The organism is Prosthecochloris sp. (assembly GCA_015482705.2).
In the GTDB taxonomy this organism is placed as follows: domain Bacteria; phylum Bacteroidota; class Chlorobiia; order Chlorobiales; family Chlorobiaceae; genus Prosthecochloris.
In genome coordinates this window covers 44961-60925 of the sequence record JADMLA020000034.1, presented here as the reverse complement: position 1 = coordinate 60925, position 15965 = coordinate 44961, and the positions used below count along the sequence as shown (strand labels likewise).

The 15965-nt window shown below is 47.5% G+C and carries 17 protein-coding genes; 11 read left to right on the top strand and 6 right to left on the bottom strand.

The genetic code is table 11. The features are described from left to right. The first annotated feature begins 269 nt into the window (after positions 1-269). Complete coding sequence (locus tag QZ209_RS08285) at positions 270-434, top strand: hypothetical protein (protein WP_294346851.1); 165 nt, start codon at positions 270-272, stop codon at positions 432-434. Between the two features lie 675 nt (positions 435-1109). Beyond that, positions 1110-1745: a 3'-5' exonuclease gene (locus QZ209_RS08280; protein WP_294346850.1), complete on the top strand. Its 636-nt coding sequence runs from the start codon at positions 1110-1112 to the stop codon at positions 1743-1745. Between the two features lie 12 nt (positions 1746-1757). Here QZ209_RS08280 and QZ209_RS08275 read toward each other — a convergent pair whose 3' ends face one another. Further along, positions 1758-2180 (bottom strand): hypothetical protein, encoded by a 423-nt coding sequence (locus QZ209_RS08275; protein WP_294346848.1) that lies wholly within the window; start codon positions 2178-2180, stop codon positions 1758-1760. A gap of 307 nt (positions 2181-2487) precedes the next feature. On the opposite strand from QZ209_RS08275, the gene QZ209_RS08270 reads away from it, so the two are divergent. The 4 genes from QZ209_RS08270 (at position 2488) to QZ209_RS08255 (ending at position 5102) form a co-directional block, all read left to right on the top strand. After that, positions 2488-3132 (top strand): HAD family hydrolase, encoded by a 645-nt coding sequence (locus tag QZ209_RS08270; protein WP_294346846.1) that lies wholly within the window; start codon positions 2488-2490, stop codon positions 3130-3132. Between the two features lie 133 nt (positions 3133-3265). Next, on the top strand, positions 3266-3793 hold the full coding sequence (locus QZ209_RS08265) for a DinB family protein (RefSeq protein ID WP_294346844.1): 528 nt from the start codon (positions 3266-3268) through the stop codon (positions 3791-3793). A gap of 73 nt (positions 3794-3866) precedes the next feature. Then, complete coding sequence (locus tag QZ209_RS08260; protein ID WP_294346842.1) at positions 3867-4382, top strand: N-acetyltransferase; 516 nt, start codon at positions 3867-3869, stop codon at positions 4380-4382. Between the two features lie 156 nt (positions 4383-4538). Continuing rightward, positions 4539-5102, top strand: coding sequence for a cell wall hydrolase (locus QZ209_RS08255; protein WP_294346840.1), 564 nt, complete (start codon positions 4539-4541; stop codon positions 5100-5102). A gap of 87 nt (positions 5103-5189) precedes the next feature. Here QZ209_RS08255 and QZ209_RS08250 read toward each other — a convergent pair whose 3' ends face one another. Next, positions 5190-5417, bottom strand: a complete 228-nt coding sequence (locus tag QZ209_RS08250; protein WP_294346838.1) for a hypothetical protein — start codon at positions 5415-5417, stop codon at positions 5190-5192. Positions 5418-5583: 166 nt separating this feature from the next. Here QZ209_RS08250 and QZ209_RS08245 point away from each other — a divergent pair, with 166 nt between their 5' ends. Both QZ209_RS08245 and QZ209_RS08240 read left to right on the top strand, forming a co-directional pair. After that, positions 5584-7044, top strand: coding sequence for an aminoacyl-histidine dipeptidase (locus QZ209_RS08245; protein ID WP_294346836.1), 1461 nt, complete (start codon positions 5584-5586; stop codon positions 7042-7044). Between the two features lie 317 nt (positions 7045-7361). After that, on the top strand, positions 7362-7736 hold the full coding sequence (locus tag QZ209_RS08240) for a hypothetical protein (protein ID WP_294346834.1): 375 nt from the start codon (positions 7362-7364) through the stop codon (positions 7734-7736). 629 nt (positions 7737-8365) lie between these two features. Here QZ209_RS08240 and QZ209_RS08235 read toward each other — a convergent pair. Both QZ209_RS08235 and QZ209_RS08230 read right to left on the bottom strand, forming a co-directional pair. Continuing rightward, positions 8366-9058: a zinc metallopeptidase gene (locus QZ209_RS08235; RefSeq protein ID WP_294346832.1), complete on the bottom strand. Its 693-nt coding sequence runs from the start codon at positions 9056-9058 to the stop codon at positions 8366-8368. 129 nt (positions 9059-9187) lie between these two features. After that, on the bottom strand, positions 9188-10006 hold the full coding sequence (locus QZ209_RS08230) for an SDR family oxidoreductase (RefSeq protein ID WP_294346830.1): 819 nt from the start codon (positions 10004-10006) through the stop codon (positions 9188-9190). Between the two features lie 217 nt (positions 10007-10223). On the opposite strand from QZ209_RS08230, the gene QZ209_RS08225 reads away from it, so the two are divergent. The 3 genes from QZ209_RS08225 to QZ209_RS08215 are packed head-to-tail and all read left to right on the top strand — an operon-like array spanning position 10224 to position 12829. Then, positions 10224-11567, top strand: coding sequence for a nodulation protein NfeD (locus QZ209_RS08225; protein WP_294346828.1), 1344 nt, complete (start codon positions 10224-10226; stop codon positions 11565-11567). Next, complete coding sequence (locus QZ209_RS08220; protein ID WP_294346825.1) at positions 11567-12322, top strand: slipin family protein; 756 nt, start codon at positions 11567-11569, stop codon at positions 12320-12322. Before QZ209_RS08225 ends, QZ209_RS08220 begins: the two co-directional genes overlap by 1 nt. Positions 12323-12367: 45 nt before the next feature. Continuing rightward, complete coding sequence (locus QZ209_RS08215) at positions 12368-12829, top strand: universal stress protein (RefSeq protein ID WP_294346822.1); 462 nt, start codon at positions 12368-12370, stop codon at positions 12827-12829. On the opposite strand, the gene meaB is transcribed toward QZ209_RS08215, so the two are convergent. After that, a complete protein-coding gene (meaB, locus tag QZ209_RS08210) occupies positions 12810-13814 on the bottom strand; it encodes a methylmalonyl Co-A mutase-associated GTPase MeaB (protein WP_294346820.1) in 1005 nt (334 codons plus the stop codon). The genes QZ209_RS08215 and meaB overlap by 20 nt on opposite strands. A gap of 10 nt (positions 13815-13824) precedes the next feature. Further along, a complete protein-coding gene (gene scpA, locus QZ209_RS08205; protein ID WP_294346857.1) occupies positions 13825-15954 on the bottom strand; it encodes a methylmalonyl-CoA mutase in 2130 nt (709 codons plus the stop codon). Positions 15955-15965 lie beyond the last annotated feature (11 nt).

Below are 15965 nucleotides of genomic sequence, written 5' to 3'. Positions count from 1 at the left end.
TGGTCGGCGAACTTTTCAAAGTTTGTACAAACATGGGGGAAGACATATAGGTTTGGGTTACTCTTTTTTAAATACAGTAACGATGTTCCTCTGTTTGGTGGTGCTGTTTTCTTTTTTAGGTGATTTTTTTTGAAAAAAATTAAAAAGAGCGATTTTATTAAAAAAATTGGTGAAATATTAAGGGTATTTTTCTGAGTGCATTTATTGTGCTTTCGTGATTCAGTGATGTAAACTAACAGTCTTTGATAAATTTTGAATGGAGTTCTCTTATGCATAAAGAAAATTCATGCTGCTGCCAGAAGCCTGAAAACCTGAAAAGAACGCCGGCAGAATGCACGCCGGAAACCATCAAGCAGTGCCATGGGGAAGAGTCTTCCCATACCTGTGTACCGGAGGACCAGAAAGAGCGGGAAAAAAAAGATAAAGAAGAGTAATCTTTCTGCAAAGTTTTTACAGCTAAAAGAGGCTGTCTTATTTGTCCAGTAAATAAGTCCTTATGTAGTCACCCTCGGGCTCGACCCGTGAAACTCGAAGGGCTGCATGACTGTTCTCTCCATGTCATCCACGGGCTTGACCCGGGGATCCATCTTCCGATCAAAGTCAGTATGGATGCCGGATCAAGTCCGGCATGACTTATTAGGGAGATTGGGTGCCGCTTTCCTGTGATATACGAACTTCAATTTCGCTGGTCGGCATGGCTCTCTGCTGGATACTTTTGCATGGCGGCCGATTGTCGGGAAGCAGTTTTTTACAGTCTGCCTCTTTTTTTTCCAGCGTGTGTATATGACGACTCAGGTGCTCTCTATTAGTTTTTCCTTTTGAAGTCCGTTAGTCTCTCTTATTTTTTCTGATGTGTTTCTCATTCAATTCTGCAGCCGTATTTCGATCAGTTTACAGGGGCGTTCCCAGCCATTGACGGTAATGTCTCTCGTATGTTTTTTGCCATACTGATAACGGAGCGCTATAGGTTTTATTCGTCGAAAATAAGTTATTGGACATGGCGTGTTGAGCGTGAGGTTGCAGGAATGTCTTGATTTGGAAAAAATGACGTTTGTCGCTTGACAACCTAAGGAGAAAGGGGCTGGGAGTCACGGTAATCAATTATTTGTATGCAGAAGACGTTGGCAGATAGTGTTGTTGTTTTGGATTTCGAGACGACGGGATTGGCGCCACAGTACGGGGATCGAGCCATCGAGATCGGGGCGGTGCGTCTCGAAAATGGAAAGATTGTCGAACGTTTTCAGAAGCTGATGAATCCGGGGTTCCGCATCAGCCGGTTTATCGAAGGGTATACCGGAATTACCAACGAGATGCTCTATGGACAGCCTCGGTGTGAAGAGGTGATGGCCGAGTTTTCGGAGTTCATTGATGGTAGTGATATTGTCGCCCATAATGCATCGTTCGACAAGCGTTTTCTGGATTCAGAGCTGAAACGGGCAAATCGGACATACACGGGTGACTGTTGCTGTTCGCTGCTTGTATCGAGAAGGGTGTTTCAGGATTCACCGAACCATAAGTTGCAGACGCTGGTGTCGTATGCGGGTGTGCCGAAGACCGGAGATTTTCACCGTGCACTGGCCGATGCCGAAATGACAGCGCATCTGTGGTTGTCGATGATCGAGCGGATTAGTCGGCAATACAAGATTTCAGGAGTATTCTTCGACCAGATGATCGAACTTTCGAAAATAGATAAACTCTATACTCATCGGTATCTTACTTCTTTGGCTGGCACAAGCGAAATATAGGGGTGAGCTGGTTCATGACTGATCTATCTGCTTGAGGATTTCCCTTAGCGAACCTGCGGTCGTCAGTTTTTCCTCGTCGGAGGAGGCGTTATAAAAACCGACAATGGCCTTGCTGCCGATATTGATAGGGGGGTATTCCTTTTCAGCGAGCATCGGCATCAGAGAAAGGATTTTCGATACGGCATCCGTTTCCATACCGTTGATTCTACCGACGATATCTTCAACGATATCCGATGCTGTTTTTCTGTCCATTCCCGCCACGTAAGCCGCACTTTGCACTGCGCCGTACTGGAAACCGAGTACGGCAAAAACGACGTCTCTGTTTCTTGTTTGTTCGAGTCCTGCAGGGCATTGTCCGATCGCTTCGGCGAGAAACTGCAGCGACAGTTTCGTTACGGCTTCTATGTTTTCTTCAGGAGTCTTGTACTTGGTCATTGAACATCAGGATAAGGAAACGGTTTTATGGCAAAATGACGGTGTATATGGAACGGCTCACTTTCTCTGTTCATTGTTGACCGGAATCATAATCAATACCGAGGTGCAAAATCACGGTTTCAGCAACGAGTAGAGTATCTTTTTCTCTTTAAATTATTTACGTGTCTCTGACGTTTGTTCTTGCAAGTAGTTGCATAGTATACTTGAAAACAACGTGAAGAAAAAATCGAGCCTAAAAAAAGAAAAAGGTTTTTTCCTGAATCATGAGGTGCAAGGCTGATCATAACAGTACAGGGTAATACAGAATATGAAGTATAAATTACTGGTTTTTGATTTTGACGGGACACTGGCTGATAGTGAGGCAAGTATCATGGAGTCCCTGCGGCTGGTGGCGAAGGATTTCGGTCTTTCGGAAGTTGATAAGGAAAATGCCCGGCGGAGTATCGGTCTGTCGCTGCAGCATACCATTGAAGTTGGGCTTGGGCTTGAGCCTTGGCAGGTGCCGGAAGCGGTAGAATTGTATAGAAAGCACTACAATGAAGTTGCCTTCGAGTCGACGCGCCTGTTTCCGGGGGTGAAAGAGACGCTGAACCTTTTACGACTGGATTTTCTGCTAGCAGTCGCTTCCAGCAAGAGCAAACACGGTCTTGTGGCCATGTTGCGGCATCTCGGGATTTTCGAGCGTTTCTCTTTTATTGCAGGAGCACAGGATGTGCAGCAGGGAAAGCCTGCTCCCGATATGGTTTTGCTTGCATTGGAAGCATTGGATATTCCTGCGGGAGAGTCTCTGGTTATTGGTGATACTGTCTATGATATCGAAATGGGGCAGCGAGCAGGTACAGATACCTGTGCGGTTACCTATGGAAACAATTCAGCGGAAGATCTTATCGGCCTCAACCCAACGTTTCTGATCGATACGTTTGAGAGCGTTGTAGCGTTGGTACGAGCTTGAGGTTGTCCTGTTCAAAATGGCTCCTGTGATGTACTTTTAAAATACTTGAGTGAAGGGCGGTATTCGAGAGGTAAAATAGGATGCGTTTCTTTGTCTTCCGTTTACAAGTCGAGGCTGTATTGAAAACTTCTCAATGCGAGTAATGATGATGGATTCTCTTTCACTGTTCAGGGACTTCGCCCGTTATACAGAATGGGCGGATGCGATGGTGTTTTCATCTATAAGAAAATACCCGGATGCCGGTAATGATGAGTTAGTACTTGCGAAACTCCGTCACAGCCATATGGTGCAGCAGGCATTCCTCGATGTTCTCGAGCAGGAGCCTTTCAACCCTGAAGTTACTCGTTCGCTTGAAATGCCTGAGCTCGAACAGTTCGCCATGAACCTGCATCGGAGAGCTGCAAGCTACCACGAGGCGCTTGAGCCGGATATGCTCGATACCGTCATCGAGCTGCCCTGGGCGCAGCAGTTCGGTGAGAAAATCGGATTCAAGGTTCGGAAAACAACGCTTGCAGAGCTTCTCGTACAGATATTCTCGCATACAACGTATCATCGCGGGCAGGTGAACGCCAGGCTACGGGAGCTCGGTACTGCTCCATCAATGACTGATTTTATTGCTTGGGTCTGGACAGATAAACCTGCTGCATCGTGGCAAGGTTAGTCATTGAAAAGTGTAATGGGCTTAACAGAACACATGGTAAATTTATTAAATGAAAAATGTTTTTTTTCGGACTATGAAACACAATGTTCTTATCAGAGATGAAACACAGCGTGATGTTTCTGCGATAACCCAGGTCACTATCGAAGCGTTCAAGGCGTTGGAAATCAGCGATCATACTGAACAGTTTGTTATCGAAAAATTGCGTTCTGCAGGAGCATTGACTCTATCCCTGGTGGCTGAAGTGGACGGTCGTGTGGTAGGGCATATTGCTTTTTCGCCCGTGACTGTATCGGACGGTACTCTCGATTGGTACGGTCTTGGACCTGTTTCGGTTCTGCCGGAGTATCAGCTGCAGGGTATCGGTGGAGCTTTGATTCGGGAGGGACTGAATCGGCTGAAAAAAATAGGGGCTCTTGGGTGCTGTCTTGTGGGGCATCCGGGATACTATCGACAATTCGGATTTGCTAACCAGGAGGGACTTGTACATGAAGGGGTACCACAAGATGTTTTTTTTGCTCTGTCTTTCGAGAAGCATATGCCGGAAGGGACCGTTACATTCCATAAGGCGTTCGAGGCTGATGGCCGATAATGTGGCGCGCTGAATGACTGAGAGGTCTGCAATGGTCGTAACTTTTGCTTCGTCTTTGATATTTTGGTTTTTTTTGTTTTTTTACTTCGGGTCAAATGACATTGTGCAGTTCATACTGTGTAATGTTCGAGACTATGGCCGTTAAAGCGTGAGTTTATGAAAAAACTGATACACATATTCAAGGAGCGGACAAAAGCGATTCCTGCAGAGAAGGCAAAAGCTCTTGGTGGAGCTGTTGTGCTCGCCGGGCTTTTTTCGATAGGTTTTTTGCTGAAAAGTCATATTTCGCCACAGCCTCGTCAGAAGCTTGAGCGGCGCAATAACGAGTATGTGAAAACCCTACAGAGCGATGAAATTGAATGGCTCGCACGCAATATCTACCATGAAGCCCGTGGAGAATCTTGGGAGGGTATGCTTGCTGTCGGAGTCGTGACACTCAATCGGGTCAAATCCATGGATTATCCCGACTCGATTGAAGAAGTTGTCAAAGAGTACAAGCAGTTCAGCTGGTTCTGGGATGGTTTACCCGACAGGGTTGGAGACCGTGCCGCCTGGAAAAAGGCAAAAACGGCAGCGGCTGAAGTCATGCTCAATCCTGATCTTCCTCTTGCAAAGAAGCTTGAAGGCGTTACGCATTACCATGCCGATTATGTTTCGCCTTACTGGGCGGGAGCTAAAAAAGAAGTCGCCACGATCGGCAGACATGTGTTCTACATGTAAAATATCGATCCTATAGATAAAGTAACCTTGAGGGAAGCCCCCTTGCAGCTATCAGTTGCAAGGAGGCTTTTTCTTTGAGACAGGTTGTCACTGCTTCGTGTTGAGAGCGGATGAGATACCCGACAAAACATCTTGTACGAGCTTGAGTGTCGATGTTGCTGCGCCGGTCGCTATAGAAACGCCGAGGTTTGCATATTCCTGAGCAGCATTGGTCACATTTGTGGCTCCGTTGATAACGTTATCAGCCACATCCTGTGTGGTGTTGCCAACCGCATTGAAGAGGTCGGAAAAAACGCCGTTGTTGTTTTCTGCCATAGCTGTATCTGTTAATGGTTTGAAATGCTGTTGAACCGAGCTATGCTGGAAATATAGCACAATTGGCCAAAGAAATTATGCGGATTTTTTCGTGTTGCCAAAACATCTTCCTGTATATTAATAAGATACCTCTAATCAGAGGTCAAAATCAGGGGATGAATCAGCTATGAGTGAAGATATTCTCGGATTGGATCCACAGGAAGTCTGGAAGTATTTCTACAGTCTGACAAGAATTCCTCGCCCATCCGGCCATGAAGAAAAAATCAGGTCGTTCATGGCTGATTTTGGTAAAAATCTCGGATTGGATACCATTGTTGACGATGTTGGAAACGTTGTCATCCGAAAACCCGCCACAACTGGCATGGAAAACCGAGAAAGGGTTGTGCTGCAAGCGCATCTCGACATGGTGCCTCAGAAGAGAAGTGGTATGGAGCATGACTTCGAGAACGATTCGATCAAGGCGGTAATCGATGGTGATTGGGTGCGCGCCGATGGAACTACTCTTGGAGCTGACAACGGCATTGGGGTTGCAGCAGCAATGGCAGTGCTCGCATCGACAACGCTGGAGCATGGTCCCATAGAGGCTTTGTTTACCTGTGAAGAGGAAACCGGTATGACCGGTGCTTTCGGTTTGAAGTCCGGACAACTGAACGGCGGGATCCTGATGAACCTCGATTCGGAAGATGAAGGTGAGCTTTTTACAGGTTGTGCCGGCGGCCTGGAGATTACGGTGGTACTCGATTACGATAAAAGCCCTGTTTCCGAGGATTTCACTGGACTTTCGATCAGGGTTTCGGGACTGAAAGGGGGGCACAGTGGCATGGATATCGATCTTGGGCGTGGCAATGCTAACAAGATCATGAACCGTCTCCTCTATTACGGTCATAAACGTCATGGCCTGAAGCTGGCCTCAATCGAGGGCGGCTCTCTCGGTAATGCCATTCCTCGTGAATCGATGGCTACCGTTGCTGTTCCTGCTCAACAATCCGGTGACTTTCTCGAAGACCTTGCGATGTTGTCTCAAAATGTACAATGTGAACTTGCGGTTGCAGATTCAGGGCTTCGTGTCACAACGGTTCCTGTCGAGAAACCCGAATATTGTATCGAAGCCTCTGCCGTTTCCCGCCTCCATAATATGCTTTATGCATTGCCGAACGGTGTGATGCGAATGTGCGACGAGATACCCGGTCTTGTAGAGACTTCCAATAACCTTGCTGTCGTTGCTTCTTGCGATGGAGTGTTGAAGGTTGACTGTTTGCTGAGAAGCTCGGTGGAATCAGCTCGGGATGATCTTGAGATGATGATCCGAAGTATTGCAGAGCTTGCCGGAGCCGAACTGGTGCCTGGTGGAAGCTATCCGGGGTGGAAGCCTGATCCTGAGTCAATGATTCTCAGGAGCATGCGTGAGGTCTATAAAGCGAAATTTGGAAAAGTTCCAAAGATCAAAGCGGTTCATGCCGGTTTGGAATGTGGTATTATCGGGGCGACCTACCCTGAGCTTGATATGGTTTCTTTTGGGCCGACAATTCGTTATCCTCATTCTCCGGATGAAAAGGTCCACATCACCTCTGTAGGGAAATTCTGGGATTTCCTTGTGGAATCGCTCCGAAACGTGCCGGGTGTGTGAATTGCTAAAAAATCACTGCCATTTTGGGAAAAGAAAGCTGGTTTATCGTTGAGAGGTAGTTAACTGGCATGTGATTGGATGGGAGAGGTTCTCTATTACTTTTCTCTCTATAAGCTTGTTTTATAACGGATTGCTTTTTTTGTTCTGTTGTTTCACCTGTTTTTTTACTAGAGGGTTGTTCTGTGGAGACGTAATTGCTCAAGAACCGGTTTTCCGTGCTGCTACTGCCGAGTAAAGGGTACGCTTCACTAAGGGACGAAAAAGGGCAAGGGGTTACAGCTCTGATTTTTTTTCAAAACCCAAAAAGGAGGCGTGCTATGTCACCAAGCGAAAAGAACAATTTCGAGAGCATGACAAACGAAGAGTTGGAAAGACTTCTCGAAACAACTGTGGCGAAAAGACTCGAGGATGGAAGCCGGAAATGTTCCTATACAGAGGGGCCGGTTAATCACAAGATTAAAGGTTCTCCCTGGTTTGAGTGGTTCAAGGATGTCCAGACCGCATGTCAATTATGTGGTAAGCCTGCGGTTGAAAAGCATTACAAGAAGATGTCGAAAGCAAACTGTTATCAGTGGCAATGCACTGAAACTCAGCCGCATGCAGATCATAACGTTGAGCTTGTTGTCTGGGATTGTGTCCAGGATCTTAACGAAAACAAAAAAGAACTGGAAAAGACGTGTAATTGCAAATGAACAAGCAAATTGATTGCTCAGAGGTGTTTTTTTCAGAACCTTCTTAGGAAACGGAGAGATTGAACATCCGGTTTGCTCGAAGTTATACCTGGCACAAAATGTGGTATCCAGACTTTGCGAAAGTCATGCCGGACTATATCCGGCATCCATAGTGAAAAACAGGGATGTCGCTGGATCCCCGGGTCAAGCCCGGGGATGACGAGAAAAGGGGCTTGTGCCAAGCATGATGCGGGTATCATTCGGTTCCCTCGAAGTCATGCCTGGCACATAATGAGGTATCCAGACTTTACGAAAGTCATGCCGGACTAGATCCGGCATCCATAGTGAAAAACAGGAATGTCGCTGGATCCCCGGGTCAAGCCCGAGGATGACGAGAAAAGGGGCTTGTGCCAAGCATGATGAGGGTATCCGGTTCCCTCGAAGTCATACCTGGCACATGATGAAGTATCCAAACTTTACGAAAGTCATGCCGGACTAGATCCGGCATCCATAGTGAAAAACAGGGATGTCGCTGGATCCCCGGGTCAAGCTCGGGGATGACGAGAAAAGGGGCTTGTGCCGTCCATAATGGAGGTAGTCAACTCCCTCCAGAGTCAGCCATGGAAGTAGCTGTGCTATTGAAAGAATGCTTAGTTTCGCCGGTTCATTATCGTAATGAAGTAAAGCAGTTGCATGATGGCCTGTGCCGCTGCGGCGACGTAGGTGAGGGCTGCAGCATCGAGCACGGCATTGACTCCTTTGAGCTCTTGTCTGGAAACAATGCCTTGAGAAACGAGGATTTCTTTGGCCCGTTTACTGGCGTCAAACTCGACCGGCAGGGTTACCAGCGCAAAAAGAGCCGTTGCTGCAAAAAGCAGTATTCCAGTCCAGGCAAGAGTGGTTCCGAAAGATCCTGCCATGAACATGCCGACAATGAAAATTATCGGTCCGAGGTTGCTGCCAATGGAAACAGCCGGAACCATTGCTGAACGTATTTGAAGAGGAATGTATCCTTTTTTGTCCTGCAATGCATGCCCTGCTTCGTGGGCGGCTACACCGACGGATGCAATGCTGGGAAGCTCGTAAACCTGTTCACTCAGGTGCAGCTTTTTGCTGCGTGGATCGTAATGATCGGAAAGCATGCCGCGAGTTTCTTCAACATCGACATTTCCGAGACCGCTTCTGTCGAGAATCATACGGGCAGCCTGCGCTCCGCTGATGCGGTTTGAGAGTGTGACCTGGGAATATTTATTGAATGCCGATTTTACTCTGAACTGTGCCCAGAGGCCCAAGAGCAAGGGTGGCAGCGCGAATAGAAAGTATAAAGGATCGAAATAAAACATATATCTGATATAGGTTATGTTATAAAATGTACTGCCTTATCTGATGCAATAATTCATTAAAAACTTTCCAAATTACTTTTAAATATTAGACGATGGAAAAGAGGTATTCCAGCGGCTCTTATATCGAGTCTATAAGGTTTGCAAAGGATCACTGGGTTGTGAGTGTTTAATCTTGGACTTTTTTCGTCTGGTCAATACCAAAGCAAATTTCAACATGACGGATCTTGGAAGAACTCGTCCGACATGTATCAATATCTTGTTTGCAAACCCTGGAACGGTATATGGCTTGTTTTTATTCAGAGCATTTATTGCTGTTTTTACGACCTGTTCGGGTGGCCCGACAGGCATGAACGTCTGGTGAGGATCGATCCCGGTTTTATCGAAAATATCGGTTTCGGTTAGACCGGGGCAGAGAGCCAAAACCCGTATACCCGAGTTTTTGAGTTCCTCTCTGATCGATTCTGAAAAGCTGAGAACGAATGCTTTTGTGGCGGCATAAACCGCGTTATACGGTACGCCCTGGAATGCAAGAACAGAAGAAAGGTTGAGGATTTCTCCCTGGTTTCTGAGTTTCATCTCAGGCAGAAAAAGATACGTAAGCTTGATGAGCGTGAGCGTGTGCAGCACGATCATCTTTTCGTGGCTTTCAAGAGGCTGGGCGTCAAATGTTCCGTCAAGAGCGAAGCCGGCGTTGTTTACCAGTGTTCTTACCATAAGCTGTTCACGTTTGCAGAAGTCAAAAACCTTCTCTGCGCTGTCTGGTAAGGAAAGGTCCTGTTGGCAAGTTCGGACATCAATCTCGTACGTGTTGCGGAAAGTGTTTGCCAGGGCATCGAGTTTTTCGCTCGATCTGGCGACAAGGACAAGGTTGTTTCCGCGAGATGCATACTCTTGCGCAAAAACTTTTCCAATTCCTGATGAGGCTCCGGTTATCAATATGTGTTCCATATGTTTTTTTGGTGTGACTCAGGTGTCGATACCCTGATGATATCAGGATGATAGGGTGCAAGCTAAAACAGATAAAAATGGAAGATAGCAAATATCCTAAAGCGGATGATAACATTTGCAGGAACAGAATGTGTGTACAAAAGGTTTGATTATATTTACATAGAGATTCACAGCGTTACTGCTGTTCAAAAGAGATAAAATCGTTTTTTCTGCCACCATGAGCCGAATTCTTTCACGAAAATTTTTTCTCTCGTTTGCGTTCATACTATCGCTTGGGGTTGTTTTCAGCAATAGCGATTTGTCTTACGCAGCAAGAGATGATGGCCGAAAGGTAGTGTATCTGCTCTCTCTTCAGGGAACGGTGAATCCTGGCAGTGCTGATTTTTTCGAACGTGCCATTGATGAAGCTGAAAAACAGGGGGCTCATGCAGTACTTGTGGAGCTCGATACACCGGGGGGGCTGGTTTCTTCTCTGCGAAGTATGATTCAACGTGTTCTTGCATCGCGTGTTCCGATAATCGTCTATGTTGCTCCCCAGGGAGCTCAATCAGCTTCAGCGGGAGCTCTACTGACTATTTCCGCGCATGTTGCTGCGATGTCGCCGGGAACGGAGATCGGCGCTGCAAGCCCGGTCGGTCTTGGAGGTGGCGGGGGAGACGGTGATGGTACCATGAAAAAGAAGGCGGAAAACGATCTGGCGGCATTTGCAAGAAGCATAGCCGAAGAACGGGGAAGAAATGCGGACTGGGCCGAAAGAGCGGTGCGCGAGAGTATTGCTTCCAGCGCGAATGAAGCGCTGAAAGAAGGGGTCATCGATTATGTTGCAGCCGACCGTAACGAACTTTTTACCATGCTGGATGGCAAGCAAGTCGAAACAGTCGCTGGCAAGGTGACGCTTGACTTGACGACCGTCGTTGTCGAAGCGTTCACACCTACCCTGCAGGAACAGATACTTATCAAACTGGCTGACCCTAATCTTGCCTATATTTTCATAATGGTTGGTTTGGCAGGGCTTTATTTCGAGCTTGCCAATCCAGGATCGATATTCCCTGGTGTGCTGGGTGCGATATCTCTTCTCCTTGCCCTTTTTGCGCTTCAGGCTTTGCCGGTCAATGTTGTTGGCTTGTTGCTTATTGTACTTGCAGTGGTGTTTTTCGGATTGGAGCTTTTTGTCGCAAGCGGAGGAATTCTTGCTTTAGCGGGTCTTGTCGCATTGTTTGTCGGATCTCTCATGCTTTTTAATACTGCTGAAACCGGTGTATCCATTTCCCTGGCGGTATTTCTGCCGGTGTATATCACCGTTTCGGTTGCTATGCTCGTTATTGTTTGGCTGGTGGCTAAATCAACGAGAATGAAGCTGACTTCCGGACCTGAACAGCTGCTTGGCGAAGAAGGTAGCGTGATTCACGGGATCTCTCCGGGTGAACCTGGAAAGGTTTTTGTTCACGGTGAAATTTGGGAAGCGGTAAGTGATGAGGCGATTCCGGAAAAGGAGGCTGTAAGGGTGAACGGCTTGAAAGGGCTTGTGTTGCAGGTAACCAAAAAACAGGAGAAGGCATAATGTCCACCATCAATCTTATACCAATCATTTTTCTTGCAGTGGCGTTTCTTGCTTCTGCAATCAAAATTCTCAGGGAATACGAACGCGCCGTTATATTCAGGCTCGGGCGTGTTATCGGTTCAAAAGGGCCCGGAATCATTATTCTCATTCCTTTTATCGATAAAATGGTCCGAATCGATATGCGTACCGTGACCCTGGATGTTCCTCCTCAGGACGTCATCACAAAAGATAACGTCACGGTTAAAGTAAGCGCTGTGGTTTATTTCAGGGTAATTGATTCCATCAAGGCTATTGTCGATGTCGAGGATTTTCATTTTGCGACCTCCCAGCTTTCTCAGACGACCCTCAGAAGCACATGCGGCCAGGGAGAGCTGGATCACTTGCTTTCTGAGAGGGATGAGATCAACGAACGGATCCAGACAATTCTCGACAAGGATACCGAGCCTTGGGGCGTGAAAGTGAGTAAAGTGGAGATCAAAGAAATTGATCTTCCGATAGAAATGCAGCGTGCCATGGCCAAACAGGCGGAAGCCGAGAGAGAGCGGCGTTCAAAGGTTATCAATGCAGAGGGTGAGTTTCAGGCTGCAAAACGTTTGAACGAAGCGGCTGGGATCATCGCTGAAAACCCGGGTGCTTTACAGTTGAGGTACCTGCAAACCCTCCAGGATATTGCGGCAGAAAACAACTCAACGACTATTTTCCCTATACCGATCGATCTTCTGAAACCTTTCATGGAAAATGGAGGCGGAAAGTGAAGAGTGGTATCGATTTGATTTTCCAACAATGAAAAACCTCTGACCATGATAAAAATCCGTAGAATTCTTTGTCCGGTTGATTTTTCCGATGCATCCCGTAAGGCTGTTCGTTATGCCCACGAGTTTGCTAAAGGGATGGGCGCGTCGCTTGTCCTGCTCAATGTTGTCGAGCCCAGGCCGATGGCGGTTGATATGTCTCTTTCCTATGTTCCGTTGGAAGAGGATCTTGAAAAAGCAGCCAAAGAGGACCTTGAAGAAATCATACGGACCGAGCGTGAGCAAGGTGTTGAAGTGCAGGCCGATGTGCAGATTGGAACGCCTTCCGAAACCATTCTTGAAAAAGCGGAGGAACTCGATGTCAACCTGATTATTGTCGGTTCTCATGGAAAAACAGGATTGAGTCGAATCCTTATGGGAAGCGTTGCCGAGTCTGTGGTGCGCAAGGCGAAGTGCCCTGTTTTAATTGTCAAGGCAGAAGAAAAGGAGTTTATCGAGGAGGGCGAATAACTTTTTCCACCAGCTTTTTTGCCCCGGTGAACGGACTGATACTTTGTTCTTCTACGGCTGCTGTAACCTTTCCAAGCCATGACTGGGTCTGCGGGTGGTTATGAAACATTTGTTTCAGTTGCAGGTCTACCTGTTCGTAAAAAAGCTGGCGGAGCTGTTTTTTGCGAGTTCCTTCAAAAATTCCGTTTCCCCTGAGTATTCGGTTAAACTTGAGAATATTGTTCCAGATATTCCCGATGCCTTCTCCTGTAACTGCGGAGGTAACCGCTACATGGGGTTCCCATGCGGTATTCTTTTTCGGTAGAAGTTTCAAGGCAGATTCACATGCAGCCTGAGAGTGAAGGACGCTTTTACGTGAAGCTTCATCGCTTTTGGTGATTGCGATGTCGTCAGCTATTTCCATTATGCCCCGTTTTATTCCCTGCAGTTCGTCGCCCGACCCTGGCAGCATAAGCAGCAAAATGTAGTCCACCATTGATTCGACAAGAATCTCCGATTGACCGACACCGACGGTTTCAACGATAATGATATTGTATCCGGCAGCTTCACAGAGGAGAATCGTTTCGTGAGTTTTTGGTGATGTTCCCCCAAGATACCCCGATGATGGAGAGGGGCGGATGAACACCTCTTTTCGTCCGGAAAGCTTTTCCATACGAGCCTTGTCACCGAGGATGCTTCCACCGGAACGTTTGCTGCTCGGATCGATGGTAAGAATGGCGATTTTATTATAGGGGCTGTTCAGGATTTCGAGACCCAAAGCTTCTATGAAGGTACTCTTTCCTGATCCGGGAGGACCGGTTATTCCTATTCGGAGTGATTGGTGCCCTGATTGAAGACAGTTGTCGAGGATCGTATAGGCCAGTTCCTGATGGTCGGTTTTTGTTGATTCAACAAGCGTAATTGCCCGGCTCAATGCATTGCGGTCGCCTTGCTTTATTTTTTCTGCAATCTTTTCGGCGGAAATATGTCTTGTCGGTTCTGACATTATTTCCTGTTTACTGTAGTGTGGACTCATCGACTGCTGAAGATCTGTCGATCAACATTTGCAGGATTGTTGCGGCTGCCTCGGTGATGACCGTGCCCGGTCCGAAAACTTTCGTGACTCCCGAATCGAGCAGAAATCCATAGTCTTTTTCCGGAATCACTCCTCCGGCAATTACGAGAATGTCGTTTCTTCCCGCTTTTTTCAGTCCATTGACTATTGCCGGGACGAGGGTTTTATGACCTCCGGCAAGACTTGAAATGCCGACAAGATGTACATCGTTGTCGAGCGCTTGCTGGACGACCTCTTCAGGTGTTTGAAACAGCGGACTGATATCGACGTCAAAACCAATATCGGCAAATGCAGCAGCAATGACTTTTGCGCCGCGGTCATGGCCGTCCTGGCCGACTTTTGCCACCAGGATTCTCGGTCTGCGGCCGGCATTGTGGGCGAATGCTTCTGCAAGCTCATGTGCTTTCATAAAGAGTTTGTTGTCGTTCATCTGAGATTGATAAACATTGGTACTGAGCCGGACGGATGAGCGATGCCTGCCGAAAGACTCTTCACAGGCGTTTGATATTTCACCGAGAGTCGCTCTTGCTCTTGCTGCAACCACAGCGGCATCGAGGAGGTTCCCCGTGCTGTTCCATGCAGCGTTCTTGAGCTGTTCAAGTGCAGCATCGACTGCAGTTTCGTCTCTATTCTGTCTGATTGTTGAAAGTTTGTCCAACTGGTTTGTGAGCACTTTCGTGTTGTCCACTTCCAGAATTTCTATGTCAGTGCCATCGGAGCTGTTTGTTTGGCAGTTGACTCCGACAATGAGATCTTGTACGCTGTCTATTCGAGCCTGGCGTTTTGTGGCGGCTTCCTCGATGCGTCGCATTGGTAGGCCTTGTTCGATTGCTTCGACCATACCGCCCATCTGTTCGATTTCCTCGATGAGGTTCCATGCTTTTCCGGCAAGCTCTGTAGTAAGGGTTTCGATGAAATAGGATCCTGCCCAGGGATCGATCGCTCTTGTAATATCGGTTTTTTTCTGCAGGAAAAGTTGTGTGTTTCTGGCAATGCGGGCGGAAAAAACCGAAGGCAAAGCGATAGCTTCGTCAAGGGCATTGGTGTGCAAGGACTGCGTATGGCCTTGCACTGCTGCAAGTGCCTCTATACAGGTTCGGGTGATGTTGTTGAATGGGTCCTGTTCGGTCAGGCTCCATCCTGACGTTTGACAGTGGGAGCGCAACATCAGGGATTTCGGATTCGAGGGGTTGAACCGTTTGACAATCTTTGCCCAGAGCATTCTTGCAGCTCTGAGCTTGGCGATTTCCATGAAGAAATTCATGCCGATACCCCAGAAAAACGAGAGGCGTGGGGCGAAGTCGTCTATGCCAAGTCCTGCCTCGATGCCGGTTCTCAGGTATTCAAGGCCGTCTGCAAGAGTATAGGCTAGTTCGAGATCAGCCGTTGCGCCGGCTTCCTGCATGTGATATCCGGAAATGCTTATGGAATTGAACTTCGGCATATTTTCGGCAGTATAGCGGAAAATATCCGAAACTATGCGCATTGACGGTTCTGGGGGATAAATATAGGTGTTGCGGACCATAAACTCCTTGAGTATGTCGTTCTGGATGGTGCCGCTGAGTTTGTCCGGAGCAACCCCCTGTTCTTCGGCTGCAACGATGTAGAATGCCATGATGGGAAGTACAGCGCCATTCATGGTCATCGATACCGACATCGTGTCGAGAGGTATCCTGTTGAAAAGAACTTTCATGTCTTCAACCGAATCGATGGCGACTCCAGCCTTGCCTACATCTCCTACTACACGGGGATGGTCCGAATCATAGCCGCGATGTGTCGGCAGGTCGAAGGCTACGGACAAACCTTTTTGCCCTGCTGCAAGGTTTTCCCGGTAGAACTCGTTCGATTCCTCAGCGGTCGAGAATCCTGCATATTGACGAATGGTCCATGGACGGACCGTATACATTGTTGTGTAAGGACCTCCCGTGTATGGCGGAAAGCCTGGAGCAAACCGGAGTTGTTCGGCTTTGCTTGTATCCTCCGATGTGTAAATGTTCTTGATCGGTATTCCTTCGAGGGTTGGTCGTTCGCTAACTCTGATGTGGTTACATGTCTTGGAGGAGTACTCGATGGTCGTCTTTT

What these genes read in the sequence shown, in the direction of transcription:
- QZ209_RS08270 (WP_294346846.1), top strand. Translation starts at nt 2,488, where the DNA reads ATGAAGTATAAATTACTGGTTTTTGATTTTGACGGGACACTGGCTGAT.
- QZ209_RS08225 (WP_294346828.1), top strand. Translation starts at nt 10,224, where the DNA reads ATGAGCCGAATTCTTTCACGAAAATTTTTTCTCTCGTTTGCGTTCATA.
- QZ209_RS08255 (WP_294346840.1), top strand. Translation starts at nt 4,539, where the DNA reads ATGAAAAAACTGATACACATATTCAAGGAGCGGACAAAAGCGATTCCT.
- QZ209_RS08240 (WP_294346834.1), top strand. Translation starts at nt 7,362, where the DNA reads ATGTCACCAAGCGAAAAGAACAATTTCGAGAGCATGACAAACGAAGAG.
- meaB (WP_294346820.1), bottom strand. Translation starts at nt 13,814, where the DNA reads ATGTCAGAACCGACAAGACATATTTCCGCCGAAAAGATTGCAGAAAAA.
- QZ209_RS08220 (WP_294346825.1), top strand. Translation starts at nt 11,567, where the DNA reads ATGTCCACCATCAATCTTATACCAATCATTTTTCTTGCAGTGGCGTTT.
- QZ209_RS08235 (WP_294346832.1), bottom strand. Translation starts at nt 9,058, where the DNA reads ATGTTTTATTTCGATCCTTTATACTTTCTATTCGCGCTGCCACCCTTG.
- QZ209_RS08280 (WP_294346850.1), top strand. Translation starts at nt 1,110, where the DNA reads ATGCAGAAGACGTTGGCAGATAGTGTTGTTGTTTTGGATTTCGAGACG.
- QZ209_RS08245 (WP_294346836.1), top strand. Translation starts at nt 5,584, where the DNA reads ATGAGTGAAGATATTCTCGGATTGGATCCACAGGAAGTCTGGAAGTAT.
- QZ209_RS08215 (WP_294346822.1), top strand. Translation starts at nt 12,368, where the DNA reads ATGATAAAAATCCGTAGAATTCTTTGTCCGGTTGATTTTTCCGATGCA.
- QZ209_RS08275 (WP_294346848.1), bottom strand. Translation starts at nt 2,180, where the DNA reads ATGACCAAGTACAAGACTCCTGAAGAAAACATAGAAGCCGTAACGAAA.
- QZ209_RS08265 (WP_294346844.1), top strand. Translation starts at nt 3,266, where the DNA reads ATGCGAGTAATGATGATGGATTCTCTTTCACTGTTCAGGGACTTCGCC.
- QZ209_RS08230 (WP_294346830.1), bottom strand. Translation starts at nt 10,006, where the DNA reads ATGGAACACATATTGATAACCGGAGCCTCATCAGGAATTGGAAAAGTT.
- QZ209_RS08260 (WP_294346842.1), top strand. Translation starts at nt 3,867, where the DNA reads ATGAAACACAATGTTCTTATCAGAGATGAAACACAGCGTGATGTTTCT.
- QZ209_RS08250 (WP_294346838.1), bottom strand. Translation starts at nt 5,417, where the DNA reads ATGGCAGAAAACAACAACGGCGTTTTTTCCGACCTCTTCAATGCGGTT.
- QZ209_RS08285 (WP_294346851.1), top strand. Translation starts at nt 270, where the DNA reads ATGCATAAAGAAAATTCATGCTGCTGCCAGAAGCCTGAAAACCTGAAA.